The sequence below is a fragment of the Chryseobacterium sp. CS3K3.1 genome (genome assembly GCF_059515165.1).
Map to the genome: position 1 here is coordinate 22,344 of NZ_JCAKRV010000010.1, position 25,377 is coordinate 47,720.

A 25,377-nucleotide genomic window follows, 5' to 3' on the forward strand; every position below is an offset into this window, starting at 1 on the left:
TACGTTTGTTAGATAAATTTTGTGAAACAAAGTTAAAAATTATTTTAATTCATGCTTAAAAATTTTTTTCTTTAGACTATTTTTGCAAATTGCAAGCCAAAGAAATAGAATTTATGCAGATTTCAGAAAAGTACAATCCACAGGAAACAGAACAGAAATGGTACAATTACTGGCTGGAAAACAAATATTTCCACTCAGAACCTAACGACAAACCACCCTATACCGTGGTCATTCCTCCGCCAAACGTGACGGGGATACTGCACATGGGGCATATGTTGAACAATACCCTTCAAGATGTTCTGGTCCGTCGTGCAAGAATGCGCGGGTTTAATGCTTGTTGGATTCCGGGAACAGACCATGCTTCAATTGCTACTGAAGCTAAAGTTGTTGCTAAATTGAAGTCTGAAGGAATCAATAAGTCAGATATTACCCGTGAAGAGTTTTTAACCCATGCCTGGGACTGGACTCACAAATACGGAGGAACTATCCTTGAGCAGTTGAAAAAACTTGGATGTTCATGTGACTGGGACAGAACCCGGTTCACTATGGAAGATAAACTTTCGCAGCAGGTTATCAAAAGTTTCGTAGACCTTTATAATAAAGGACTGATCTACAGAGGCTATAGAATGGTCAACTGGGATCCGGAAGCGAAAACCAATATCTCTGACGAAGAAGTAATCTTTAAAGAGCAAAACGGAAAATTATATTTCCTTAAATATAAGATTGAAGGTTCAGAAGAGTTCCTTTCAGTTGCTACTACGCGTCCTGAAACTATTTTTGGGGATACAGCAGTATGTATCAATCCGAATGATGAAAGATATGCACACCTGAAAGGTAAAAATGTAATCGTACCGATCGTTGACAGAGTAATCCCGATTATTGAGGATGAATATGTGGATATTGAGTTCGGAACAGGAGCTTTGAAAATTACTCCTGCACATGATATCAATGACTACGAAATCGGACAGAAACATCAATTAAAAATGATTGATGCGCTGGATGATGACGGAAATCTTAATGAGCATGGTTTACATTACGCAGGGAAAAACAGATTTGACGTAAGAAAGCAGATCGCTAAAGAACTTGAAGAGAAAGATCTTTTGCTGAAAGCTGAAGACTACGTAAATAAAGTAGGAACTTCCGAGAGAACTGGTGCGGTTATTGAGCCTAAAGTTTCTGTACAATGGTTCCTTAAAATGTCTGAAATTGCCAAGCCCGCTTTGGATGTAGTAATGGATGATGAGGTTAAGTTTTATCCTGAAAAGTTTAAAAATACCTACAAGCACTGGATGGAGAACATCCGTGACTGGAATATTTCCCGTCAGCTGTGGTGGGGACAGCAGATTCCTGCTTATTACTATGGAGAAGGAGAAAATGATTTTGTAGTAGCAGAAACTAAAGAGGAAGCGTTAGAACTGGCCAAACAAAAAACAGGAAATTCGGATCTGACCGCAGAAAACCTTAGACAAGACGATGATGCATTAGACACATGGTTCTCATCATGGTTATGGCCAATGTCTGTGTTTGACGGATTACTTGATCCTGAAAATAAAGATATCAACTATTATTATCCAACCTCTGATTTGGTTACAGGTCCTGATATTATTTTCTTCTGGGTTGCCAGAATGATTATGGCCGGATTGGAGTACAGAAAAGAAGTTCCGTTCAAGAATGTTTATTTTACAGGAATTGTAAGAGATAAGCAGAGAAGAAAGATGTCAAAATCTTTAGGAAACTCTCCAGACCCTCTTGAATTAATGGATAAATATGGAGCAGATGGAGTACGTGTAGGAATTCTATTGAGTTCTGCCGCGGGTAATGACCTTCTTTTTGATGAAGATTTAATGCTTCAGGGAAGAAACTTCATGACGAAGATCTGGAATGCATTCCGTCTGATCAATATGTGGAATCATGAAGATAAGCCAGCTATTGAAACCGATAATCAGGCTATTGAGTGGTTTGAAAACAAGCTTAATAAAACAATTGCTGAAATTAATGATCAATTCGAGAAATTCAGAATTTCTGATGCATTGCATTTGATCTATAAATTAATTTGGGATGATTTTTGCGGTTGGTATCTTGAAGCGATTAAGCCTAACTACGGAGAAGGGATTTCAAAAGAAGTTTATAACAAAACAATCTATTTCTTTGAAGAGCTGATGAAGTTACTTCATCCGTTCATGCCTTTCCTGACAGAAGAATTATGGCAGATGATCTCAGAAAGAAGTATTGATGAGGCTTTAGTAATCGCTCAGCAGAAAGAAGCAGGAGAGTTTGACGAGGCAATTATTAAAAACTTTGAAACGGCAGCAGAATTAATTTCAGGGGTTAGAAATTACCGTCAGACCAAAGGAATTTCACCAAGAGAAGCTGCTGAAATTTATACCAATGCTGCTGAATTTGCCAATGAAGCTGTAGTAAGAAAACTGGCTAATGTTTCTGAAATCCACTTCGGACAGAAAACAGATAAACCGAGCTTTACATTCCTGGTAGGAGCAACTGAAGTTTCAATTCCTTTAAGTGAAAACTTAGATTTAGGAGAGGAAAAAGCTAAAACTGAGGAAGAACTGAAATATTTGAAGGGATTCCTGGTTTCGGTAGAGAAGAAGCTTTCCAATGAAAAATTTGTTGCGAATGCAAAACCGGAAATCGTAGAAGTAGAGCGTCAAAAGCAAAAAGATGCTCAGGATAAGATTGCGATCCTTGAAGAGAAACTGAAAAGTTTATAAAGTATAGACAATAAATTTTGTCAAAATCTCAGGCTGGGTACAGATGAAAATTGTATCCAGCCTGATGGTTTAAAAGAATAAATACAATGACACATATAGAAAACATACAAAAACTATTCTCGAAAGACTTTGTAGAAAGTCCGTTACTTGAAAGTTTTGAAGTAGGAAAGATTTATCTTTCAAGCGGGAAACTGGTTGCCTGTGATCCCTTGATCACCAATGATATGCTTCCTTTCACTACAGAATTTCCAAAAGGAGATTTTTCGGTAATGCTTCATAAAGAAAGAGAAAGTAACTGTGTGGCCTATGCCGAGATTATATTCAGTGATTCTGAAATTAAAGAATGGAAACTGGCAACCACAGCAGGACAAAAATTAAATGATCTTGAGGAAGGAGAAGTATTTGGATATCCCGTAGAAAGCGGGATGGGATGTCTGATGGATGTTGATACCCAAAACAGCCTTAATGAGCTGGAACAAAGATTATACGAAAATAAAGGAGGTGATTTTATGGGAATTTATGAAGAATTCTTCCATGACTATTTCTTTGATGAAAACGGAGCAATAGATCAATATGCCTTTCTTAAACCGGCAAAAGAACATCCCGGAACTATTTTTGCTTTTGAAACCGGATATGGAGAAGGATTTTATGCCAGCTATATCGCTTATGATAAAGATCAACAACCCGTGAAAATAATTACTGAATTTATTGAGATAAGTTAATTTTAAATTAGTTATTTTTGAGACACAATTTTGTCAGTTATAAATTTTAAAGCTAATACAAAACACAATGAATTTCTCATCAGAACAACCTCGTATTATTGTTGTGGGCAGCTCATCGATAGATTTGGTTCTTGAAACCGAAAAACTTCCTTTGCCTAATGAAACCGTCTTAGCTGTCAAATCAGATAGTTATTTTGGAGGTAAAGGTGCTAATCAATCAGTAGGTACAGCCAGGTTGGGAGCAAGTGTATACTTTATCGGATGCGTTGGGATGGATCCTCTTGGACAGCAGATCATGAGGAATCTGGTAAGCGAAAATGTAAATGTAGGATTTGTTCATGAAACAGATAAAGAAGCTACGGGAACTGCCTACGTAACGACTTCTCACGGGAATGCGGCAATTGTTGTAGTACCTGCAGCCAATAAATATCTCAGCAAATCGCATATAGATGAAGCAGAGAAATATTTTAACACCACTGATCTTGTGTTGGTACAGCTTGAAGTCTCTATGGATGTTGTAGAGCATACCGTTAAAAAAGCTAAGAAATACGGGAAAAAGGTAGGATTATATGCCTCACCTGCCATGAGAGTCAGTGAAGAAATTTTAGAAATGGTTGACTTTATTGTGGCTAAAAGTAATGAGCTGTATGTTATTTTTGGGGAGGAAAAAAGAGAAGAAGTTCTTAAAAAGTATTTCAATAAGGTATTTGTAAGGGATGACACCAATTCAACCATTTACTTTGATGGTACAGAAATGAAATATTACAGAAACGATAAAGACGAAAAAGTATATAAAATGGGAATGGGGGATGCATTTACATCAGGATTTGCCATTGCATTATGCCATGGGAATTCTATCGAAGATTGTGTGAAATTCGGGAATGAGGTTTCATCAAGGGTTTCAGGAGGCAAAGGCTCTCAGACAGGATTGCCAAGAATCTCAGATTTCTTTTCCTAAAACTATTTACGACATATCAAAAGTCTGAAACTTAACATAAAAATATAAGTAAAATGTCCACTTTTATAGTGGATTTTTTCTTTTTATACTATGGAAAAACTAATATTAACCACAGAAGACCATGTCACACTAACTGCCCATTTGTTTAAACCGGAAAAAGACAATGGAAAATTATTACTGATCAATTCGGCGACAGGGGTAAAGCAGCAGATCTATTTTTCTTTTGCCAGCTACTTTTGTGAACAGGGATTTACAGTCATTACCTATGACTACAGGGGAATTGGACTTTCCAAACCGAAAAATATGAGAGGATTTCAAGGCTCTATGAGGCTTTGGGGTTCAAAAGATTATAAAACGGTAACTCAATATATCAAATCAGAATTTAAAGACTATAAAAAGTACTGTTTGGGGCATTCTGTAGGTGCGCTCATTCTCGGAATGAATGAAGATTCCAACATCTTTGAAGAATTTGTTTTTGTAGGAACACAAAATGCCTTTGTGGGAAACCTTAAAGGAAGAACAAAAGTTGAAGCGTATTTAGGCTTTGGAATTGCGCAGCCTTTAACTACTTCACTGTTAGGGTATTTCCCGGCGCATTGGTTTGGATTGGGAGAAAGTCTTCCAAAAAATTGTGCATATGACTGGAGAACCTTAATTTTAAACAAGAAATCAACCAACAAGCTGTTGGAAAAAATTGATGATTTTTCTAAAAATTTAACCCAGAAAGTATTTGTAATCCGGGCTGAAGATGATGTATGGTTAACAGAAAAAGGAGTATTAAGTTTATTGAATAATACCTATTCAAATCTCAAACCTACTTACAGACTGGTAGCTGCTTCAGAATCTGATAAAAAAGAAATCGGGCATATCAATTTTTTTAGAAGTTACAACAGCAAACTCTGGGATATTATTTTAAATGAACTGACAGATAAATGAAAAGTACGATTGATAACACTGTAGCATTTGTAAAAGAAAAATTAGATGGAGCAGAAGCCGGACATGACTGGTTTCATATTGAAAGGGTCTGGAAGCTGGCTGCTCAGATAGCAGAAACAGAAGACTGTGACAAAGAGGTTGTAGAGTTGTCTGCCCTTCTTCATGATATTGCTGATCCTAAATTTCATAATGGCGACGAAACTATTGCTCCGAAAATATCGAGAGCATTTCTTGAAGGACAGCATGTACCTGAAGAAATCATTCAAAAGGTTTTATTTGTCATCGAAAATATTTCGTTCAAAAACAGAGATCAGGCGCCGGTAAACCCACCCATTGAACTTCAGATTGTACAGGATGCAGACCGTATTGATGCCATAGGCGCTATTGGAATTGCCAGGACGTTCAATTTTGGAGGTTTTAAAAATAATCTGATGCATCATCCGGATATGAAACCCAAACTGGGAATGTCAAAAGAAGAGTATAAAAAATCTAACGGGACCACTATTAATCATTTCTATGAAAAATTACTGCTTCTGAAAGATATGATGAATACTGAAAAAGGGAAAAAAATGGCCGAAGAAAGACATAATTATATGCTGAATTTCCTCGACCAGTTTTATAAAGAATGGAATGTAGATTAAAAAATAGAATTAGAATGAATTGAATCTGATTCTGATTCTGCTTGATAAAAATTAACTATCCGAACAAATATTGTATATGACATTATTAGTTCGGATAGTTTTTATGAACAGATATACCAGATCAGTTCAAAGGGAAATAAAGATAGAAAACTATTTTTTAGGGCTGGTTAAAATTAAAAATTGGCCTCGGACATGGATAAAATAGAGATAAGAAGTATCTTTGTAAAATATGACACTCATTATTTTCATAATATTTTTAGCTTCTGTTCTTTCCTTAGTTCTCTTTAAGGTTAAATCAGGAAGCATGGCCAGATGGGCAAAGCTGTTTCGTATTGTAACGGTAGTTTTTTCAATTTCTGTTTTTACCTATTGGTTTATCAAGAAAAGTGCTGTGGCATTCGTGGATAATTCTGTGGGGCTGCAGGTGATTAATAAGCTTCCGCAGGCATTAGACTTTTATTTAATCAAAGTAAATAAAACAGATCAGAATACTACTCTTGAACCTAAACATATCGGAAAAATACGCCCGGAGTATTACAGAATAGAGTACCTCAAAATGGATAAGTCTGACGAATATTGGATTGCAGGCTATCTTGGAAAGAAAAACCTTGTGTACTTTTCTCAACATTCTGTACCCAATAAAAATATCGACCAGATTGTAGAAGTGCAGAACTACATCAATCAAAGCATGAAGCTTTCTGATGCTGCCAAAAAACAGGTGGATGCTTATAATTATGAGAATACAAAGCTTGGTATCTGGATTACATTAGACTTCCTGCTCCTGTTTCTCAATCTCGTATTGCTTCTTAGAAAAAATAAATAAAAAAGGTAATGAGTTTCAAATACTCATTACCTTTTTGTTTCTATTAAGGATAATCCAGAATCTGCATAATCCGCTCTTTAAACTCTTCAGGACAGGCTTTAATCAATCTATCCTTATTTTGTTTACTGATTTCTTTGGGTTCAAGCCATTCAATCTTGTTGAAATTCAGACTGTGATTATCATATACTCTTTTTATCGTATGGTTTTCATAAAAAATATAGTCATCACCAAGCCAGTTGGTAGCAATACTTATTGTACAAATTTCCTTTTCCATGATTTATGTTTTAAAGTATAATGTTGAGTGAAATACATTATACTCTAATATATGAATTTTTTCGTTATGAAAAGGAATACCGCAGTCTCTCTCCACATTGACTTAAAAGAGGGTTCCGGTGCTTTCTGCTGCCATTTGCGGAATATGAATATCCGTTTTCCATTCTTCATTCACTTTTTTGATAAAATAAGCAGATAATAGAGGAGATGCTTTTTCAATATTCTGGTGTACAAAGAAGTAAAGGTTCTGAAGACCTTCTTTCTTCCATTTGGTAAGGTGCTTCAGCCAGTCATCCAGTCTTTCGTAGTCACTTTCTGCATTGGCTCCCACATAACGGATAAATGCGTTGGGTGTGGTAAGACGCATGTGAAGCATATCTCTTCTTCCGGCAGTATCTACGATGATATTGGTGATATTATGGGCTTCAAAGAGTTCACATGTTGTATTAAGTATTTCTTCATCGGTAAACCATTCCGTATTTCGGAGTTCTATGGCTAACGGAACTTCTTTTGGCCATTCCTTTACAAACTTTTCCAGTCTGTCATAATCCTTAGGTTTAAAATTATCATGAAGCTGAAGGAAGGCCATCCCCAGTTTTTCATCAAAATTAATAACAGCGGAAGCAAAATGAGTTACAGGATCAGTAACATCAATCAGTCTTCTGAAATGGGAAACGGTATTCGTGATCTTAGGAAAGAATTTAAAATTTTCCGGTGTTTTTTCTTTCCAGGTCTTTACCTGATCCGGAGTTGGCATTCCGTAGAAAGTAGCATTCAATTCAATAGAATTAAACTGAGTGGCATAATAGGTGAGTTCATCCTTAGTTCCTTTAGGATAGAATCCTTTGAGATCTGTTTTATTCCATTTCGCACATCCGATAGAAATATTTTCCAGGCCTTTTTTATTAAGGGCCAGTATTTCTTTCGTTCTGGGATGATCTTTAGGTAATGTGAAATCTATTTTTGATGGGTCTTCTACTTGTCCGAATTTCATATCTGTAGTTTTGGTATTAAACAATAAACACAAATATAAACCAAAAATCCCAGAGCATTCTATGATTTCTATGGAAAGTAATTAGACAGAATCAGCATTGAAAACGACAAAAGCACACCTTTCGGTATGCTTTTGTAAATATAGCGTGTTTATTACTTGGTCCTATGCCTCGCAGCTTGAACATGATACGAAGTTAACCATCATTTCTTTTGAAACAGATGAACTTCTTTGGTAGTAAAGTGTTTTCACTCCTTTTTTCCAAGCTTCAATATAAAGGTAGTTGACATCTTTTACAGGCATTGTAGAAGGAATCTGAAGATTCAGAGACTGTGCCTGGTCAATATATTGTTGTCTTTGTGCAGCCTGAGAAATAATCTCCATTGGAGAGATTTCTTTAAACGTTTTGAATACTGCTTTTTCTTCAGGAGTAAGCTCGTTCAGGTGCTGTACAGATCCGTGGTTCAGCATGATTGTTCTCCATGTTTCTTCGTTATCCAACCCTTTTTCTTTCAACAGTTGTGCAAGGTATTTGTTTTTACGCATAAAGTTTCCTTTCGCAAGACCTGCTTTATAATAGTTGGAAGAGAAAGGCTCAATTCCCGGAGAAGTTTGTCCTAAGATGGCAGAACTTGAAGTGGTAGGAGCAATAGCCATTGTTGTGGTATTTCTTAATCCGTAACCTTTCAATACTTCAGGTTCTCCATAGATGTTGGCAAGTTCTCTTGAAGCCTGCTCAGCCTGCTCTTTGATATGTCTGAATGCTCTGGCATTGAACTGAGTCGCTTCAAAGCTTTCAAACGGAATCATATTTTTCTGTAAATAAGAGTGGTATCCTAAAACTCCTAATCCAAGAGCTCTGTGACGCATCGCGAAGTTTCTTGCTCCCTGTAGGTAATAGTTTCCTTCAGTTTTGTCAATAAATTCTGATAATACCGCGTCAAGGAAGTATACTGCCAGTTTTACAGCGTCTGTATCTTTCCACTCATCATACAATTCCAGGTTCATGGAAGACAGACAGCAGATGAAAGACTCTTCCATTGTTGACGGAAGCATGATTTCAGAACAAAGGTTACTTGCATTCACCGTCATTCCCAAGTCTTTATAAACCTGTGGCTTATTTCTGTTCACATTGTCTGTAAAGAAAATATATGGAAGTCCTTTTTGCTGGCGGCTTTCCAATACTCTTGCCCAGACTTTACGTTTTTCCATATCACCATCGATCATATCCTGCATCCAGTAATCCGGTACACATACTCCGGTAAAAAGGTTCTGAATCGGGCTGCCGATATCTTTAATGGATAAAAATTCTTCAATATCTCCGTGGTCAATATCCAAGTAAGCAGCAAAGGCACCTCTTCTTACTCCTCCCTGAGAAACAACATCCATAGCCGTATCGAAAAGCTTCATGAATGAAACTGCTCCTGAAGATTTTCCGTTATCCGTTACAGCGGTTCCTCTGTTTCTCAATTCTCCAAAATATCCTGAAGTTCCACCTCCGATTTTAGTCTGCATGATAACTTCACCCATTTTGTGGGTAATTCCTTCAATGCTATCCGGAATATGAACGTTAAAACATGAGATAGGAAGACCTCTTTCCGTTCCCATATTAGCCCATACAGGAGAAGAGAAGCTGATCCATCCCTTCGTGATCATCTCTTTGAAAGCCGGCTGAAGTTCAGGTTTGTATAACCTTTTTGCAGCGGCAGTGGTAATTCTGTCGATAGCTCCGTCTACTGTTTCACCTTTCAACAGATATCCTCTGTTCAGCATTTGCTCAGACTCTTCATTGAGCCACCATATATTTGAATTTTGCTCTTCCATAGATGTTATATTTTCGAATTCCGGAATGAGAGAGTCACTCCGGAATTTTGTTTTTTTATATTATTGATTGTAAAATTTCTACTTTGTGGGAACCGTTCAGCCCGCTTTCATCTCTTAATCTCTGAAATTCTTTAAAAGACGGAACATTCAAAACCTCATGCTGAACTTCTTCATTGATGTAGTTTGAATAATGTACAAAAGTAACACCGTCTTCCTTTACAAAAACCTTATATTCAAAAGTGGAAGGATCTAAATTTTTGAAGTCTTCCAGAAATTTTTGGATATGGGTTTTATTGTTTGGAACAAATTCCGGGTTTACCGTATAGGTTACTATTACATTAATCATTTCTTTTGTATTTGTGCTTTACTGATGAACAACAATTTCACTTATTAATCAGAAAAGGGTAATCCTGATACTGACTGCTTTGACGCTCGCTTCGCTCGCGCTCCAATATTAGAACAAGTCGTTTGCTGTAATACTCTTATCGTGTTTTGTATAGTCAACAGGTCTTTTAGCAAAGAAATCATCTAGTGAATTGGCGAAAACTTCTTCCTCGAACCATACCATTGGTCTGTATTGTTCAGGCGTAATGTTGTATCTTGTTTTCATGTTGATTTTCTTCAAGCTGTCATCCACACGGTATTTCATGAAGTTGAGAAGATCTTCTTTAGAAACGTTGTCGATTTCTCCCAGTTCAAAGATCCAGCTAAGGATATCTCCTTCTCTTGCGATAGACTCATCTACCAAAGTGTAAATGTCTTCGATATCGCTGTCTGTTAACAAGTCAGGCTGTTCCTCACGGATTTTGTTGATCAGGTAAATTCCTGCGTTAGCGTGAATCTGCTCATCTACGGAAGTCCATGCAATGATATTGGAAACGTTTTTCATAAACCCTTTGAATCTTGTGAAAGAAAGGATGATGGCAAACTGCGAGAAAAGAGAAACATTTTCCACTAAAATACTGAATAATAGTAAAGCGGAAACATACTCTTTAGGTGTTGCAGAATTAGCATGTTTTAAAGCATTTCCAAGAAACTCTATTCTCCCTTTTACAGCAGGAATTTCGATAACATTAAGGAACTCGTCATTATATCCTAATACCTCTAATAAACGGGAATATGCTTCAGAATGACGAAACTCGCATTCTGCAAAAGTAGATCCTAATCCATTGAACTCCGGTTTTGGTAGGTGGTTGTATAAATTTCCCCAGAATGTCTTTACAGACACCTCGATCTGTGCAATGGCTAACAGCGCATTTTTCACAGCATGCTTTTCATGTGGTTCCAACTGCGAATGAAAATCCTGAACATCTGCAGTAAAGTCCACTTCCGAATGCACCCAGAACGATTTGTTGATGGCTTCTACAAATTGAAGAACCTCCGGGTATTCAAATGGCTTATAACTTACTCTTTTATCAAAAATTCCCATATTAAATATCTTTATAATTAAATAATTTAGATCCTTGTGGATAACGTTCCGGAAATACTTAACTTTTTGTTTATCTGGAAGTTGTGAATTAAAGTTATTCACTTCCCAAATTCATATTTCTTGTAAAGAACTAATAGCAAAGTTCGAAAAAAAGAACTGATTTTGAAAGAGGTAAATACTAATAGGCTGACTTTTAGCCTGAAAAGTTTTCCACATTTACATGAAACTGGCTCGGATAATAGGCTGGACAGCAATCTTGAGGATAAATAGATACAAATAGGGAGTTACAGTTAAACAATATTTTGTAAAGTATTGTTAATAAAGGATTAATGTATTAAACAAAAAAATATTTGAATAAATTTTTATTCTTGTAACAATTTGAAAATATCATCTACTTATTGGGTATAAAACATACATCACTTAATGTTAGTAATTCAGGATTTAAATAAGTCATACGATACAGGGAAAAGCAAGCTTCATGTGCTCAAAGGAATTAATCTGAATATTTCTGAAGGGGAGTTTGTTTCTATTATGGGAAGTTCCGGTTCCGGAAAATCTACGCTTCTTAATATTATTGGAATTCTGGATGAAAAAGATTCCGGAACCTATGAGTTGGATGGAGTTCCTATTGAACATTTATCCGAGGTAAAGGCTGCGGAATACAGAAGTAGATTCCTGGGATTTATTTTCCAGTCTTTTAACCTTATCAATTATAAGACAGCTTTGGAAAATGTTGCCCTGCCTTTGTACTATCAGAATGTACCAAGAAAAGAGCGAAATCAGAAAGCTATGGAATATCTGGAAAAAGTAGGATTGGCACAATGGGCCAACCACCTTCCAAGTGAACTTTCCGGAGGGCAGAAGCAGAGAGTAGCCATTGCAAGAGCATTGATTACAGATCCTAAAGTAGTACTGGCAGATGAGCCTACGGGAGCATTAGACTCCAAAACCACTCATGATATTATGAAACTGCTTCAGGATATCAATAATGAAGGAAAAACAATCATCGTTGTAACCCACGAACCTGATGTCGCTGCACAGACCAAAAGAAATGTTGTGCTGAAAGATGGGATTATTGAGAGTGATGAGTTTATTAAGCAGATTGTATTATAAGTGAATCGTGAATGGTCAATTTTGCTTCGCAAGTGAATTGATAATGAAGAGGAAAAATAATTAATAACACACACAAATGAATATGAAAAAAAATAAAAATGTTTTTAAATCTGAACCATTATAAACTTGATGTTTATCAGTCAGCCAGAGAATTAAGAATAGAATGTTATAAAATTTTATCCAAGATTCCTGATCATGAAAAGTTTAACATAATCGACCAGATACGAAGAGCTTCTACTTCAGTTGTATTAAATATTACCGAAGGATGTTCAAGAAAATCTGAACTGGAAAGGAAAAGGTATTTTGAAATTGCCAGAGGTTCGGTTATTGAGTTGGATTCTTGTTTTGATATCGTTATAGAATGTAATTATATTAAAATAGAGGAATTAACAAAAATTGGAAATTTAATAAAAACAGCATTTATCTTGTTAAGTAAAATGTTGAAAAAAGATTAGAAATGTGAAAATTAGTCAGGTTCGTAATTAAAGTTTTGTGAAGAATAAATTGACAACAAAGTTAATTGACTTCGGAGAAAATTGAGGGCGCAGCTAATTGACTTTTTTACAAAGTAAAAAAATAAAAACTATGTTTGACCTAGATCGTTGGCAGGAAATATTCAGTTCTATCCGGAGTAATGTACTTCGGACGGTGCTTTCAGGGTTTACAGTAGCTTTGGGACTGTTTATTTTCATCGTACTTTTTGGAATTGGAACAGGTCTTCAGAATGCTTTTTCTGAAGGATTCTCAGGTGATGCCAAAAACCTGATCACCATTACTACCGGAAAAACGACATTGGCCTATAAAGGACTGCAGTCAGACCGAACCGTTACACTGAATAATGGTGACTATGATTTTCTTATTAACGCTGAGAAAAAAAATGTAGGAGCTTCCAGCCCGAGATACAATGCCAGTTTAATGGTGAAATATGGTAAAGAAAGCGGAATCTATCAGATCCATGGAGCAGAACCCGGAGAGCAGGTGATTGAGAACCGGAAAATGATCGATGGCAGATATATTTCTCCGAGAGATCTGGAAGGAAAGCAAAATGTGGCCGTCATTGGAAGAATGGTACAGCGGGATTTGATCAAGAACGGAAGCCCTGTAGGAAAAGAACTGGACATCAATGGAACAATGTTTAAAGTGGTGGGCGTATTTTCAGATGATGGTGGAGACTGGGATGAAAGACATATCACGGTACCGATTACCACTTTGCAGCAGATGAAAAAAGGTTCCGATACGGTGAATATTGCCTATATCTCATACAGTGATAAACTGACTCCTCAGGAAGCTATTAAATACGGAGATGAACTTAAAGATAAGCTGAAATCAAGGAAAAACGTTTCTCCTGATGATGAAAACGGTGTCCGTGTCTGGAATAATGCTAAAAATATGAACGACACATTCATGTTTATGGCGGTACTTACAGCAATTGTAGGGTTTATCGGGCTGGGAACACTGCTTGCCGGAATCATTGGGATCAGTAACATTATGGTGTATATCGTAAAAGAAAGAACCAAAGAAATCGGAGTACGAAAAGCTATTGGCGCAAAGCCAAGCGGAATTGTAGGGCTGATTGTTCAGGAAAGTGTTGTGATTACAGTGGTGTCCGGACTTGTTGGAGTCGGAATAGGGGTTTTAACCTTAAACCTTATCGGGAACAGTCTTGAAGAATTTTTTATTAAAAACCCAAGTGTAGGCTGGGGATCCATTATCATGGCCTTCATTGCACTGATTTTCTCAGGACTGATCGCAGGATTTGTACCCGCGTACAGAGCTTCCAGAATCAAACCTATTGAAGCGCTGAGGACGGAATAATATAAACAAAAAGGCAAAAATGCAGATTGATGGAATTCATAACTCATAATGTATAACTCATAATTCAACAAGGTGAATATCATATTTAAAAAAGATACTTGGCAGGAAATTTATTATTCATTGAGGAATAATAAACTCCGGACATTTCTTACCATGATCGGTGTAGGATGGGGAATGTTTTTGTATGTAAGCCTTCTTGGAGCAGCAAAAGGAATGGAGAATGGTTTTGATAAATTATTTTCAGGTTTTGCCACCAATTCAATCTTCCTGTGGGCACAAAAAACATCAATTCCCTATGAAGGATTTCCTAAAGGAAGAGAAGTTCATCTGAACTTAAACGATATGGAAATGCTGAAAAGAAAAGTAACAGCCATAGATTATATCTCGCCGCAAAATGCGAGAGGAAGCTTTACAGGAACTCCCGGAGAAGCAATGTCCAGAAACGGTAAGAACGGAACCTATTCGCTTACCGGAGATTATTCTGTGGGAAATAAAATTTCAGAAAAGAAACTGATCTTCGGACGCTATATCAATGATGCTGATGTTTCCGGGAATAAAAATGTAGTTGTTATTGGAGAAGAAATTTACAAAAACTTCTTTGATTCCAAGAAAAAAGAGAATCCAATAGGAAAATCAATCAATATTAAAGGGTTGTTCTTCAATGTTATCGGCGTTTTCCGGGTAAAAAAAGGAGGAGGATTTGAAAATGATCAAACGGCTTTCATTCCACTTTCCACTTATACGAAAATGTATAATGCAGGAGATCAGATAGACATGTTTGCCATTGTTAGTAAGCCGAATGCCAATGTCAATTCCGTAGAAGAAGATGTAAAACAGGTTTTAAAAAGCAAAAATAAAGTGTCCCCTGAAGATACCAATGCTTTCGGAAGTTTCAACCTTGGAAAAGAATTTAAAAAGCTCACAGGTTTCCTTACGGGAATGCAGCTGTTAACAATCATTGTAGGTACACTGACTATCCTTGCGGGAGTTATCGCGATTTCAAATATCCTTTTGATTACAGTAAAAGAAAGAACCAAAGAAATCGGGATCAGAAGAGCGTTGGGAGCAAAACCTGCGGAAGTAAGAAATCAGATTCTCCTGGAAAGTGTTGTTATTACACTCTCTTCGGGATTAATAGGTTTCATGTTTGGAATCTTTGTATTAATGATTCTCAATGCGGTTACCCAGGGTCAGGATTCATTTCCTTTCTATAATCCGACAGTGAACTACGGAAACGTATTTGCTGCGATGGCTGTCATGGTGATTCTGGGATTAATAATCGGGATGATTCCGGCACAGAGAGCCGTAAAGATCAGGCCTATTGAAGCATTAAGAACAGAGTAATTAATTTGAAAATAAAACAATTTTAAGATTTAGAAAAAGGACTATAGAGAATCAATCTTTAAATTTTAAATCTTTCAATCTATTGAATAAAAAATAAACTATACATATGAAAAAGAAATTCACCTGGAAAAAAGCCATTTATATAGTGTTAGGGCTTTTATTTGCAGTGGCATTGTTCTCAGGGCTTGGCTATCTTATCAAATCAAACTCTAAAGAAGGAGAAGCTTTCCTTACCCGTAAGCCTACCGTTCAGAATATGGATGATAAAGTAATGGCAACAGGAAAAATTGTTCCCAAAGAAGAAATTGAAATCAAGCCCAACATTGCAGGGATTATAGATAAAATTTTAGTAAAAGAAGGAGATAAGGTAGAAGTAGGGCAGTTAATTGCTACCGTAAAAATTGTTCCGAGTATCTCAGAAGTAAATGCCGCTCAGCAGGAAGTTCAGAATGCACAGATCCAGATCAGTAATGCCCAGATGAATGTAGGAAACATGCAGAAGCAGTTTGATATGCAGGATAAGCTATACAAGCAGGGAGTCGCTTCTAAACAGGAGTATCTGAACGCTCAGCAGCAGTTGTACTCTCAGCAGCAGACTTTGAAAAATGCCCAGCAGCAGTTGAATACCGCTCAAAAAAGATTGCAGATCGCTAAAACAGGGGCAACTCCTGAACTTAAAGGACAAGGTTTGGCCACTACAGAAATCCGTTCCAAAGCATCAGGTACTGTACTTGAAGTTCCTGTAAAAGTAGGAAGCCAGGTGATTGAAGCCAATAACTTTAACGCCGGAACTACCATCTGTTCAGTGGCAGATCTGAATGTTCTGATCTTTAAAGGTGAAATTGATGAAGCGCAGGCCGGAAAGCTAAGTGAAGGTATGGATATGAACATCGTGATCGGTGCTCTTCAGAATAAAACATTCCCCGGAAAACTAACTATGATTGCTCCAAAAGGTAAGGATAATGCAGGAACTATTAAATTTCCGGTAGAAGGTAATGTAACTAATCCTAATAATGAGTATATTAGAGCTGGTTTTTCTGCCAACGGTGAAATTGTTTTAAGTTCTCAGAAAAATGCATTATTATTGGATGAGTCTTTAATTCAGTATGAAAAGAAACAAGGAAAAGATGTTCCTTTCGTGGAAGTGAAACAAAAAGACGGGAAATTCAAAAAAGTATATGTAAAACTGGGAGCAAGTGATGGGATCAATGTTCAGATTCTTCCGGGATCCAATATTACAAAAGACACCGAAATTAAAGTGTGGAATCCATCTGATAAAGACAAAGAAGAGCTTAAAGAAAAAGCGAATAAAAAATAATAAACTACACTATACACTTTTAAACTGTGAATCCCTGAGGAATTTTTTTCTCGGGGATTCTTTTTTACGTCAAAATATTTTGCAGGTGTAAATTCCTATATTTGAATTATATAAATCCATGAAAAAATGTGTCGCTACGCCCAGAAAACTTATAAATCACATTATGTCTGTTTCAAATGCCGGAAATCATTTAAACAGCCGGATGCTTATGATATTATAAAAAGGATCGAAAAAGAAAAAGTATACCATGAACCAGGGAAGTCAGTCCGTAATGTAGGATATGCTTTTACAAAGGAAGGAACACAAGAGCTGGAAAAAATTGTTTCAGAGATTGAAAACCGGACTATAAAATGTCCTGAATGCAGCAGTATGATGGCTGATATGGGGAAAGATTTTAAAGCCCCTAAAAAAACAGCTCTCAAAGAATGGAAGATTATAGAAAGCCTTTTTAAAACAGGAAAATGCTTTCACTCATGTGGCTGTGGTGGAATAGGGTATATTCCTGAAAATCCTAAAGACTATGAAACGTATCTGAATAATATATTGAAAACATATCAGGAATATTTAGCTGCCTGCCAGAAAACTCCTATAGAAAAATGTCCTGAGAAGAATGACGAAATAAAGTATTGGTCTGACAATATTCAGAAGATAAAAACTGAAATTATTGATAACAGATTTGAAATAATATTGTAACGGAAAAGAGGTTGAAACTGTCTTATCTTTAAAATTCCAAACTATATCCCATGAAAAAAGACTATTGGATTCTGTTTCTTTTTATCGTTGCAAAGTTTGCCCTTCAATACTCTCTTATAAGCCCTGAGTATGAGCTTCACCGGGATGAATACCTGCATCTTGATCAGGCGAATCATCTTGCCTGGGGATATCTTTCAGTTCCGCCTGCCAATTCCTGGATAGCCTGGATCATTAAAATGTTGGGGAATTCCATATTTTGGGTTAAATTTTTTCCAGCCCTGTTCGGAGCATTGACGATTGTCCTTACATGGAAAGTTGTGGAAGAACTCAAGGGAAGCCTGTTTGCTAAAATACTGGCTTCTACAGGAATATTATTTTCAGTACTTCTTCGGGTCAATATGCTGTTCCAGCCGACATCTCTGGAGATCTTTCTCTGGCTTTTCCTTTATTACAGCCTGATCAAATATTTCAATTCCCAAGAAGTAAGGTGGCTTTACACAGGAGCCGTTATTGTTGGAATCGGATTATTAAATAAATACAATATTGCCTTTTCCTTATTAGGGCTTATTCCTGCATTATTATTGACGGAGCAAAGGAAGATTTTTATGCAGCCTCATGTATATTGGGCAGCTCTTTTAGCTTTAATTATTATTTTTCCAAATCTTCTCTGGCAGTATCAGAATCAGTTCCCGGTTGTTCATCATATGAAAGAGCTTTCGGAAAGGCAGCTTGTACATGTAGACAGAATGGATTTTATGAAATCCCAGATTTTATTTTTTGCCGGAGTTATTTTTGTGATTATTGCTGGCTGGGGAGCATTGCTGTTATACAAACCTTTTGAAAAATACAGGTTTTTCTTTTGGAGCTATATCATCACGATTACTCTGTTTTTATTTTTTAAAGCAAAAGATTACTACGCAATCGGACTCTATCCTGTGTATATTGCTTTTGGTGCTGTTTTTCTCGGAAATGTATTTGGAAAAGGCTGGAAAAGATTTTTGAAACCGGTTAGCATCCTTATTCCAATACTTTTATTCCTGCCTTTGTATAATGTGGCTTTTCCAAATAAAAGTCCTGAATACATTGTATCCCACCAAAGCCAGTATAAAAAATTAGGACTGCTTCGCTGGGAAGATGGAAAAGATCATCCGCTGCCACAGGATTTTGCTGATATGCAAGGTTGGAAAGAACTGACTCAAAAGGTAGATAAAGAATATTCCAGATTGTCAAAAACCGGAAAAACCATGGTACTGTGTGATAATTACGGACAAACCGGAGCTATTAATTATTACTCAAAAGCCGGAGTCGTGGCGGTGTCATTTAATGCAGATTATATCAATTGGATAGATGTAAACAAAAAATATAAAAATGTGATCAGGGTTAAAGAGGCATCTGAAGCAGGAAAAGAACTTAAAGAATCCGGTTCCTTTTTTGAAATTGCAGCATTAAAAGATTCCATCACCAATCCTTACGCGAGAGAAAGAGGAACTGCAATTTTCAGTTTGCAGGGAGCTAAAATAGATGTTAATAAAAGAATTCAGGATGAAATTATCGAAGTTAAAAATGAGTGGAAATAATTTTTAATAAAGTTGTAAATGATGATTTGCAGACAGGATAAAGCTAATAGATAAATATTATTGCAACTTTATTGCGTTAACTGATTTTAGGTTAACTTTGCATTATCAATTATCAATTATCAATTATCAATTATCAATTATCAATTATCAATTATCAATTATCAATTATCAATTATCAATTATCAATTATCAACTAGACTATGGAAAACAAAAACTTTGATGTCATCATAACAGGTGGAAGCTATTCAGGATTATCTGCAGCAATGGCTTTAGGAAGATCATTAAGAAATGTCCTCATTATTGATAACGGAAAACCTTGCAACAGACAAACTCCGCATTCTCATAACTTTGTCACTCACGATGGGAAAACACCGTCAGAAATTGCACAGCTAGCCAGAAAAGATGTCGAAAAATACAATACAGTGCATTTTTATAACGGAACTGTAGCGAAAACACAAAAAACGATTGGAGGTTTTGAGGTTGAAATTTCCTCCGGTGAAAAATTTAAGGCTAAAAAACTGATCCTTGCTTCAGGAGTAAAAGATAAAATGCCGGATATTCCCGGGTTTGCAGAATGCTGGGGAATTTCTGTGATACATTGCCCATATTGTCATGGTTATGAAGTGAAAAACGAGGTTACAGGAATTCTTTCCAACGGAGATATGGCTTATGAATTTTCGAAACTGATTTTTAATCTGACTAAAAATCTCACGCTGTTTACGAATGGAAAAGCAACTTTTACCGAAGAACAGCTTGAAAAACTGGAGCAGAATACAATCATTATTAACGAGGATGAAATTGCAGGTATAGAACATACAAACGGCTTCATTCAAAGAATTATTTTTAAAAACGGAAAGGAAATTCCTTTACAGGCTTTGTATGCGAAAATTCCTTTTGAACAAAATATCAATGTTGATGATCTGGGTTGTGAAATAACGGAACAGGGATTTATTAAAGTAGATATGATGCAGAAAACAACCATTCCCGGAGTTTATGCCTGTGGAGATAATGTAACCATGATGCGCTCCGTAGCCAATGCAGTTGCACAGGGTAATTTTGCAGGAGCCATGGTGAATAAGGAACTGTCAGATGAAGAATTTTAAAGGCTTTTTAATGCAATTAAAACAATCATAATATAGGATTTATTCATCGGTGTTTTCATTTTTTAGTGTTTAAAAATCATTTTTTCAATAGGGAAATCTCAATGAAAATTCCGTACATTTGGGGTGAAAATTTCAAAAACTAAAAGTAAAATGGATATTATTTTCGACCTGATTGAAAAGGAAAGACAAAGACAAACCCATGGTTTAGAGCTTATTGCATCAGAAAATTTTGTTTCTGAAAATGTAATGAAAGCAATGGGAAGTGTACTGACAAATAAATATGCTGAAGGATATCCCGGAAAAAGATATTACGGAGGATGTGAAGTAGTAGATGAGGTTGAAACTTTAGCGATCAACAGAGCTAAAGAACTTTTCGGAGTTGACTACGTGAATGTTCAGCCACATTCCGGTTCTCAGGCGAATGCAGCCATTTATCTTGCAGTTTTGAAACCAGGTGATAAAATCATGGGGATGGACCTTTCAATGGGAGGACACCTTACTCACGGTTCTGCAGTGAACTTCTCAGGAATTCAATATAATGTAGTTTCTTACGGAGTTCAGCAGGAAACAGGCCTTATTGATTATGATCAAATGAGAGAAGTAGCGTTGAGAGAAAAACCAAAAATGCTTATCGCAGGTTTCTCAGCGTATTCTAGAGATTTAGATTATGCTAAATTCAGAGAAGTAGCAGACGAAGTTGGGGCTACCCTTTGGGCAGACATCGCTCACCCGGCTGGTTTAGTGGCCAAAGGATTATTAAACTCACCATTCGAACACTGTCATGTTGTAACTACCACTACTCACAAAACCCTGAGAGGGCCAAGAGGAGGTATGATCATGATGGGAAAAGACTTTGAAAATACATACGGTCACAAAACTCCAAAAGGAGAAATCAAAATGATGAGCCAGGTGCTGGACGGAGCTGTATTCCCGGGTATCCAGGGAGGACCTCTTGAGCATGTGATTGCAGGTAAGGCTGTAGCTTTCGGGGAAGCTTTGGATGTGCAGTTCGAAAATTATGCAAAACAGGTTAAAGCTAATGCTCAGGCATTATCAAAAGCAATGATCGACAGAGGTTTTGATATCGTAAGTGGTGGTACAGATAATCACCTGATGTTGGTAGATCTTAGAAATAAAGGGGTAAACGGTAAAGAAACCGAAAAAGCATTGGTTCTTGCTGATATTACATGTAACAAAAATATGGTTCCTTTTGATGATAAGTCACCATTTACAACATCTGGTATCAGATTGGGAACTGCAGCGATTACAACAAGAGGATTGAAAGAAAACGATATGGATACTATTGCAGGATTGATTTCTGAAGTGGTAGACAATATCAAAAATGAAGAGGTTCTTGGATCTGTAAGAAAGAAAGTGAACGAATTAATGGAAGGTAAAGCTCTGTTCAATTACTAACAGACATTCCAATATCATATAAAGAATGAGCGGATTGCTCATTCTTTTTTTATTCAAATGGAAAAGAAATCGTATACCTTCGACGAAATTAAACAGAAACTGGTTAATTACTGTGTTTACCAGGATCGCTGCCATGCCGAAGTGGAACAGAAGATGAGGGAGTTTTTGCTTATTGATGAAGCGAAAGAAGAAATAATTTTATTTCTTCTGAAAGAAAATTATCTCAACGAAGAAAGATTTACCCGAAGCTATATCCGGGGAAAATTTTACATCAAACATTGGGGGAAAACCAAAATTAAAATCAATCTGAAACAAAAACAGATTTCTGAAAAGTTGATAAATTCCTGTTTTGATGAAATTGATGATGCTGATTATGAAAAAATAATCAGAAAAATTTATGATAATTATTATACCAAACAAACTGGCTTGAAAGAATATCAAAAAAAAACCAAAACTATAAAACATTTGATGAGTAAAGGTTTTGAATATGAGAAAATAATCGATATTTTTGGCTAAATATTAATAAATTAAAAAAAACTTGAAGTATGACTTATAGAAAAAAAACAATCAGTTCATTGAAAAATATTGATATATAAACATTTAATAATTATTTTAAAGAAAAACAGCTGATATCAGGAATTTATACAGGTAAATATCATCTTCATAAAGAGTTTATATGGTATGATTTTTGTCTCTGGATTTAGCTGTATCGAAATGAAATTGTTAGATTTTATTAATATAACATCAAATTTATTTTTGATTTCAACATATTGAAATAAATTTATTTATTTTTGCATGATTGTATCAGAATTATCTTTGATTTGGATAATCAGATATTATACTTAATTAAATATGAACACCAATACAGACAATGTACAATTCTCTTAGAAAAACAATATTTGGAGGGGATAATGTTGTCAATCTCTCAGACGTAAGATATCTTCCTAGATGGATAATTCTTGTAATAGACATTATTATTCTTGTAATATCTTTATTTCTTTCCACTTACATTATCGCAAAGATTACCAAGCAGGAATTTATATATCATGATGATAAAAGCCTGATTTTCGCTTTTATTATCCTTGTGAATGCTGCTTTTATGTATGTCTTCAAGACTTATGCCGGAATTATCCGCCACTCCACATTTATAGACTTATTTAAGCTTCTGATATCCTGTTTTTGCACAATGCTGGCTATCGGAACAATAAACATCTGCTATTTCTGGATCACAGGAAGTAAGTTTATCCTTACTCCTTATCTGATGCTTTATTTTGTAATTTCATTTATGGGATTATTTCTTTTCAGACTTTACGTAAAAGAGTTTTTCCATATTGTAAGAGAATACAGAAGAAGCGCACTGAAAAAAAGAATTCTGGTATTGGGAATTGACGAGCAATCTATTGCCATTGCACGCGCTATTCTTGATAATCCGAGTTTACCTTATCAGGTAGTAGGTTTTTTGACACAAAGAACAGACTCCAAAAGAGCATCTCTGCTGGGAAAGCCAATTTATGAAAAAGAAAAAATAGAAGAAAACACCAAAGAAGACCTTATTATTGACGGCGTTCTTATTGTTAAAGAAATGATGGCCAGAGATGAGATGAATTCATGGGTAAATCTATTTTTAGAGAAAGATCTTAATGTCTTTAAAGCACCATCAGTACAAAAACTGAGAGACAGTGATCTTGGTGGGTCCATTAGAAACCTTCAGATTGAAGATTTGTTAAATAGAAAACCCATCAAAATTCAGAACGAAAAAGTTAAAAGTAGACATTTTGATAGAACAGTATTAGTAACCGGTGGAGCAGGATCCATAGGAAGTGAGATTGTAAGACAGGTTGCTCTTTTCAATCCTTCATTGATTGTCGTTTTGGATCAGGCAGAAACACCGCTTTATGAAATTGAACTTGAAATGAGAGAAAAGTTCCCTCATATCGCTTTCAAATTTGTTTTGGGAGATGTTTCCAATCATCACAGGATGGAATCTCTTTTCCAGACCTATAATTTCTCCATGGTATATCATGCGGCAGCTTACAAGCATGTACCTCTTGTAGAGGAAAATCCTCATGAAGCTATCTTTGTTAATATATTAGGTTCTAAGATTGTTGCAACACTATCCAGCAAGTATAAAGTAAACAGGTTCGTAATGGTGTCTACAGATAAAGCTGTAAATCCAACCAACGTAATGGGAGCTTCAAAGCGTGCCGCTGAGCTTTTTGTACAATCGCTACAGAATGTAGAAGGTAACGTTACCAAATTTATTACAACAAGATTTGGAAATGTATTAGGATCCAACGGTTCTGTAATTCCCCACTTTAAAAAGCAGATTGAAGCCGGAGGACCTGTAACGATTACCCATCCGGAAATTGTAAGATATTTCATGACAATTCCTGAGGCATGTGAACTGGTACTTCAGGCCGGAACAATGGGAGAAGGAGGTGAAATCTTTGTTTTTGATATGGGTGAGCCTGTAAAAATTATTGATCTTGCGAAAAGAATGATAAAGTTATCAGGGTTCGAACCTAACGTTGATATTAAGATCATCTATACAGGATTGAGACCGGGAGAAAAGCTTTATGAAGAACTCCTGAGTGACGATGCAAAAACACTTCCTACTCATAACGACAAAATTATGATTTCTAAAGATCCTTCAATGGGATTTGAAGATATAGACAGGCTTACTAAAGAAATTACCAAGGCTTCCCTGCGAAGAGATAAAGTGGAGGTTGTAAGGATTCTTAAAACAATAGTGCCGGAATTCCGAAGTAATAATTCAATTTATGAGGCTTTGGATAAATAGGAAGAAAATATAAATGTATATTTGCACAATTTAACAAGATAATGAAAGGAAAAATATTAGCATTAGTATTGGTGTCCTCTTTGGTGATTTCCTGCAAAGTGAACCCCAATGCTAAGAATGATTTAAATTATATGCAGAATATAGAACAGGTTGCAATTAATGCATCTGCGAAAAATTCAGCAAACACAATCCAGGTTGGGGATCAGTTGGTTATTCTGATCACTGCAAAAGATATGGATGTTGTAAAGCCTTTTAATCAGAATTATTCTTCCTCAGAACTTATCCAGACAAATGCAATGGCCGGTGGAAATACTCCTAATCAGGGAGCGACAATACTGTCAGGACCAACTTATATTGTAGATGCAAATGGAGATATTGACTTCCCTATATTAGGTAAACTGAATACATCGGATAAAAGTCTGACCGCTTTTAAAGACGAACTTAGAGAAAAAATGACGAGATATGTTATTAACCCAACCATTAATATCAGGCTCTCGAATTTTAAAGTTACAGTACTTGGAGAAGTCAACAGGCAAGGAGACTATACTATAGCAAACGGGCAGGCAACTATTTTAAATGCATTAGGTATGGCTGGTGACCTGACACAATATGGGAAAAGAGAGGACATATTGGTGATCAGAACAGAAAATGGTGTTGTTTCTCATGGCCGTGTTAATATTCAGGATGCTAATCTCATTAATTCTCCTTATTACAATCTGAAACAAGGGGATGCTATTATTGTTTCCTCAAGCAATACCAAAGACGTTTTAGCAAAACAAAATCCCAACACTGGACTTTATCTGACCGCTATTTCTATCGCGGTTACAGCAGTTGCCGTAGTAGTAAGTTTATTTAATAAGAAATAACGATTG

Annotated in this window: 23 protein-coding genes; 18 read left to right on the forward strand and 5 right to left on the reverse strand. The window is 36.1% G+C overall.

All coding sequences use genetic code 11. From position 1 onward, the window contains the following. Nucleotides 1-113: 113 nt before the first annotated feature. The 6 genes from AC5YGI_RS11115 (at nucleotide 114) to AC5YGI_RS11140 (ending at nucleotide 6,809) form a co-directional block, all read left to right on the forward strand. Nucleotides 114-2,729, forward strand: a complete 2,616-nt coding sequence (locus AC5YGI_RS11115; protein WP_496168321.1) for a valine--tRNA ligase — start codon at nucleotides 114-116, stop codon at nucleotides 2,727-2,729. A gap of 86 nt (nucleotides 2,730-2,815) precedes the next feature. Then, nucleotides 2,816-3,451 carry a DUF4241 domain-containing protein gene (locus AC5YGI_RS11120; protein WP_330747462.1) on the forward strand — a complete coding sequence of 212 codons (636 nt, stop codon included), beginning with the start codon at nucleotides 2,816-2,818 and terminating at the stop codon, nucleotides 3,449-3,451. Nucleotides 3,452-3,518: 67 nt separating this feature from the next. Beyond that, on the forward strand, nucleotides 3,519-4,409 hold the full coding sequence (locus AC5YGI_RS11125; protein WP_110010050.1) for a PfkB family carbohydrate kinase: 891 nt from the start codon (nucleotides 3,519-3,521) through the stop codon (nucleotides 4,407-4,409). Between the two features lie 90 nt (nucleotides 4,410-4,499). Next, a complete protein-coding gene (locus AC5YGI_RS11130) occupies nucleotides 4,500-5,345 on the forward strand; it encodes an alpha/beta hydrolase family protein (protein ID WP_330747461.1) in 846 nt (281 codons plus the stop codon). Continuing rightward, entirely contained in the window at nucleotides 5,342-5,986 is a 645-nt protein-coding gene (locus tag AC5YGI_RS11135) for an HD domain-containing protein (RefSeq protein ID WP_330747460.1), read from the forward strand. The genes AC5YGI_RS11130 and AC5YGI_RS11135 overlap by 4 nt, the downstream gene beginning before the upstream one ends. 304 nt (nucleotides 5,987-6,290) lie before the next feature. After that, nucleotides 6,291-6,809 (forward strand): hypothetical protein, encoded by a 519-nt coding sequence (locus AC5YGI_RS11140; RefSeq protein ID WP_330747459.1) that lies wholly within the window; start codon nucleotides 6,291-6,293, stop codon nucleotides 6,807-6,809. A gap of 43 nt (nucleotides 6,810-6,852) precedes the next feature. Here AC5YGI_RS11140 and AC5YGI_RS11145 read toward each other — a convergent pair whose 3' ends face one another. The 5 genes from AC5YGI_RS11145 to AC5YGI_RS11165 all read right to left on the reverse strand — a co-directional run bounded on the left by AC5YGI_RS11145 (nucleotide 6,853) and on the right by AC5YGI_RS11165 (nucleotide 11,326). After that, nucleotides 6,853-7,083: a hypothetical protein gene (locus tag AC5YGI_RS11145; protein WP_137905090.1), complete on the reverse strand. Its 231-nt coding sequence runs from the start codon at nucleotides 7,081-7,083 to the stop codon at nucleotides 6,853-6,855. Nucleotides 7,084-7,185: 102 nt separating this feature from the next. Next, entirely contained in the window at nucleotides 7,186-8,076 is an 891-nt protein-coding gene (locus AC5YGI_RS11150; protein WP_202841052.1) for a DUF72 domain-containing protein, read from the reverse strand. A gap of 162 nt (nucleotides 8,077-8,238) precedes the next feature. Then, nucleotides 8,239-9,897 (reverse strand): ribonucleoside-diphosphate reductase subunit alpha, encoded by a 1,659-nt coding sequence (locus AC5YGI_RS11155; protein WP_062673967.1) that lies wholly within the window; start codon nucleotides 9,895-9,897, stop codon nucleotides 8,239-8,241. Between the two features lie 55 nt (nucleotides 9,898-9,952). Further along, nucleotides 9,953-10,243, reverse strand: coding sequence for a hypothetical protein (locus tag AC5YGI_RS11160; RefSeq protein WP_330747458.1), 291 nt, complete (start codon nucleotides 10,241-10,243; stop codon nucleotides 9,953-9,955). Nucleotides 10,244-10,351: 108 nt separating this feature from the next. Beyond that, a complete protein-coding gene (locus AC5YGI_RS11165; protein ID WP_041461620.1) occupies nucleotides 10,352-11,326 on the reverse strand; it encodes a ribonucleotide-diphosphate reductase subunit beta in 975 nt (324 codons plus the stop codon). A 423-nt stretch (nucleotides 11,327-11,749) separates the two neighbouring features. On the opposite strand from AC5YGI_RS11165, the gene AC5YGI_RS11170 reads away from it, so the two are divergent. The 12 genes from AC5YGI_RS11170 (at nucleotide 11,750) to AC5YGI_RS11225 (ending at nucleotide 25,371) form a co-directional block, all read left to right on the forward strand. Beyond that, entirely contained in the window at nucleotides 11,750-12,439 is a 690-nt protein-coding gene (locus tag AC5YGI_RS11170) for an ABC transporter ATP-binding protein (protein WP_034699055.1), read from the forward strand. 98 nt (nucleotides 12,440-12,537) lie between these two features. Further along, complete coding sequence (locus AC5YGI_RS11175; protein ID WP_062673974.1) at nucleotides 12,538-12,894, forward strand: four helix bundle protein; 357 nt, start codon at nucleotides 12,538-12,540, stop codon at nucleotides 12,892-12,894. 130 nt (nucleotides 12,895-13,024) lie between these two features. After that, the gene (locus AC5YGI_RS11180) at nucleotides 13,025-14,254 is read left to right on the forward strand and encodes an ABC transporter permease (protein WP_202841049.1); all 1,230 of its coding nucleotides are present in this window, start codon (nucleotides 13,025-13,027) and stop codon (nucleotides 14,252-14,254) included. Nucleotides 14,255-14,326: 72 nt separating this feature from the next. Further along, on the forward strand, nucleotides 14,327-15,598 hold the full coding sequence (locus AC5YGI_RS11185; RefSeq protein WP_110010041.1) for an ABC transporter permease: 1,272 nt from the start codon (nucleotides 14,327-14,329) through the stop codon (nucleotides 15,596-15,598). Between the two features lie 106 nt (nucleotides 15,599-15,704). Further along, a complete protein-coding gene (locus tag AC5YGI_RS11190) occupies nucleotides 15,705-16,916 on the forward strand; it encodes an efflux RND transporter periplasmic adaptor subunit (RefSeq protein ID WP_496168327.1) in 1,212 nt (403 codons plus the stop codon). A 126-nt stretch (nucleotides 16,917-17,042) separates the two neighbouring features. Then, complete coding sequence (locus AC5YGI_RS11195) at nucleotides 17,043-17,609, forward strand: hypothetical protein (protein WP_496168329.1); 567 nt, start codon at nucleotides 17,043-17,045, stop codon at nucleotides 17,607-17,609. Nucleotides 17,610-17,659: 50 nt separating this feature from the next. After that, nucleotides 17,660-19,186 (forward strand): glycosyltransferase family 39 protein, encoded by a 1,527-nt coding sequence (locus tag AC5YGI_RS11200; protein WP_496168331.1) that lies wholly within the window; start codon nucleotides 17,660-17,662, stop codon nucleotides 19,184-19,186. A 200-nt stretch (nucleotides 19,187-19,386) separates the two neighbouring features. Continuing rightward, complete coding sequence (locus AC5YGI_RS11205) at nucleotides 19,387-20,289, forward strand: NAD(P)/FAD-dependent oxidoreductase (RefSeq protein ID WP_496168333.1); 903 nt, start codon at nucleotides 19,387-19,389, stop codon at nucleotides 20,287-20,289. A 150-nt stretch (nucleotides 20,290-20,439) separates the two neighbouring features. Next, the gene (gene glyA / locus AC5YGI_RS11210) at nucleotides 20,440-21,705 is read left to right on the forward strand and encodes a serine hydroxymethyltransferase (RefSeq protein WP_110010036.1); all 1,266 of its coding nucleotides are present in this window, start codon (nucleotides 20,440-20,442) and stop codon (nucleotides 21,703-21,705) included. Between the two features lie 57 nt (nucleotides 21,706-21,762). After that, on the forward strand, nucleotides 21,763-22,221 hold the full coding sequence (locus AC5YGI_RS11215) for a regulatory protein RecX (RefSeq protein ID WP_110010035.1): 459 nt from the start codon (nucleotides 21,763-21,765) through the stop codon (nucleotides 22,219-22,221). 355 nt (nucleotides 22,222-22,576) lie between these two features. Then, entirely contained in the window at nucleotides 22,577-24,505 is a 1,929-nt protein-coding gene (locus AC5YGI_RS11220) for a polysaccharide biosynthesis protein (protein WP_446105030.1), read from the forward strand. Between the two features lie 41 nt (nucleotides 24,506-24,546). Further along, a complete protein-coding gene (locus AC5YGI_RS11225) occupies nucleotides 24,547-25,371 on the forward strand; it encodes a polysaccharide biosynthesis/export family protein (RefSeq protein WP_330747453.1) in 825 nt (274 codons plus the stop codon). Nucleotides 25,372-25,377: the final 6 nt, after the last annotated feature.

What these genes read in the sequence shown, in the direction of transcription:
- AC5YGI_RS11115 (WP_496168321.1), top strand. Translation starts at nt 114, where the DNA reads ATGCAGATTTCAGAAAAGTACAATCCACAGGAAACAGAACAGAAATGG.
- AC5YGI_RS11120 (WP_330747462.1), top strand. Translation starts at nt 2,816, where the DNA reads ATGACACATATAGAAAACATACAAAAACTATTCTCGAAAGACTTTGTA.
- AC5YGI_RS11125 (WP_110010050.1), top strand. Translation starts at nt 3,519, where the DNA reads ATGAATTTCTCATCAGAACAACCTCGTATTATTGTTGTGGGCAGCTCA.
- AC5YGI_RS11130 (WP_330747461.1), top strand. Translation starts at nt 4,500, where the DNA reads ATGGAAAAACTAATATTAACCACAGAAGACCATGTCACACTAACTGCC.
- AC5YGI_RS11135 (WP_330747460.1), top strand. Translation starts at nt 5,342, where the DNA reads ATGAAAAGTACGATTGATAACACTGTAGCATTTGTAAAAGAAAAATTA.
- AC5YGI_RS11140 (WP_330747459.1), top strand. Translation starts at nt 6,291, where the DNA reads ATGGCCAGATGGGCAAAGCTGTTTCGTATTGTAACGGTAGTTTTTTCA.
- AC5YGI_RS11145 (WP_137905090.1), bottom strand. Translation starts at nt 7,083, where the DNA reads ATGGAAAAGGAAATTTGTACAATAAGTATTGCTACCAACTGGCTTGGT.
- AC5YGI_RS11150 (WP_202841052.1), bottom strand. Translation starts at nt 8,076, where the DNA reads ATGAAATTCGGACAAGTAGAAGACCCATCAAAAATAGATTTCACATTA.
- AC5YGI_RS11155 (WP_062673967.1), bottom strand. Translation starts at nt 9,897, where the DNA reads ATGGAAGAGCAAAATTCAAATATATGGTGGCTCAATGAAGAGTCTGAG.
- AC5YGI_RS11160 (WP_330747458.1), bottom strand. Translation starts at nt 10,243, where the DNA reads ATGATTAATGTAATAGTAACCTATACGGTAAACCCGGAATTTGTTCCA.
- AC5YGI_RS11165 (WP_041461620.1), bottom strand. Translation starts at nt 11,326, where the DNA reads ATGGGAATTTTTGATAAAAGAGTAAGTTATAAGCCATTTGAATACCCG.
- AC5YGI_RS11170 (WP_034699055.1), top strand. Translation starts at nt 11,750, where the DNA reads ATGTTAGTAATTCAGGATTTAAATAAGTCATACGATACAGGGAAAAGC.
- AC5YGI_RS11175 (WP_062673974.1), top strand. Translation starts at nt 12,538, where the DNA reads ATGTTTTTAAATCTGAACCATTATAAACTTGATGTTTATCAGTCAGCC.
- AC5YGI_RS11180 (WP_202841049.1), top strand. Translation starts at nt 13,025, where the DNA reads ATGTTTGACCTAGATCGTTGGCAGGAAATATTCAGTTCTATCCGGAGT.
- AC5YGI_RS11190 (WP_496168327.1), top strand. Translation starts at nt 15,705, where the DNA reads ATGAAAAAGAAATTCACCTGGAAAAAAGCCATTTATATAGTGTTAGGG.
- AC5YGI_RS11195 (WP_496168329.1), top strand. Translation starts at nt 17,043, where the DNA reads ATGTGTCGCTACGCCCAGAAAACTTATAAATCACATTATGTCTGTTTC.
- AC5YGI_RS11200 (WP_496168331.1), top strand. Translation starts at nt 17,660, where the DNA reads ATGAAAAAAGACTATTGGATTCTGTTTCTTTTTATCGTTGCAAAGTTT.
- AC5YGI_RS11205 (WP_496168333.1), top strand. Translation starts at nt 19,387, where the DNA reads ATGGAAAACAAAAACTTTGATGTCATCATAACAGGTGGAAGCTATTCA.
- glyA (WP_110010036.1), top strand. Translation starts at nt 20,440, where the DNA reads ATGGATATTATTTTCGACCTGATTGAAAAGGAAAGACAAAGACAAACC.
- AC5YGI_RS11215 (WP_110010035.1), top strand. Translation starts at nt 21,763, where the DNA reads ATGGAAAAGAAATCGTATACCTTCGACGAAATTAAACAGAAACTGGTT.
- AC5YGI_RS11220 (WP_446105030.1), top strand. Translation starts at nt 22,577, where the DNA reads ATGTACAATTCTCTTAGAAAAACAATATTTGGAGGGGATAATGTTGTC.
- AC5YGI_RS11225 (WP_330747453.1), top strand. Translation starts at nt 24,547, where the DNA reads ATGAAAGGAAAAATATTAGCATTAGTATTGGTGTCCTCTTTGGTGATT.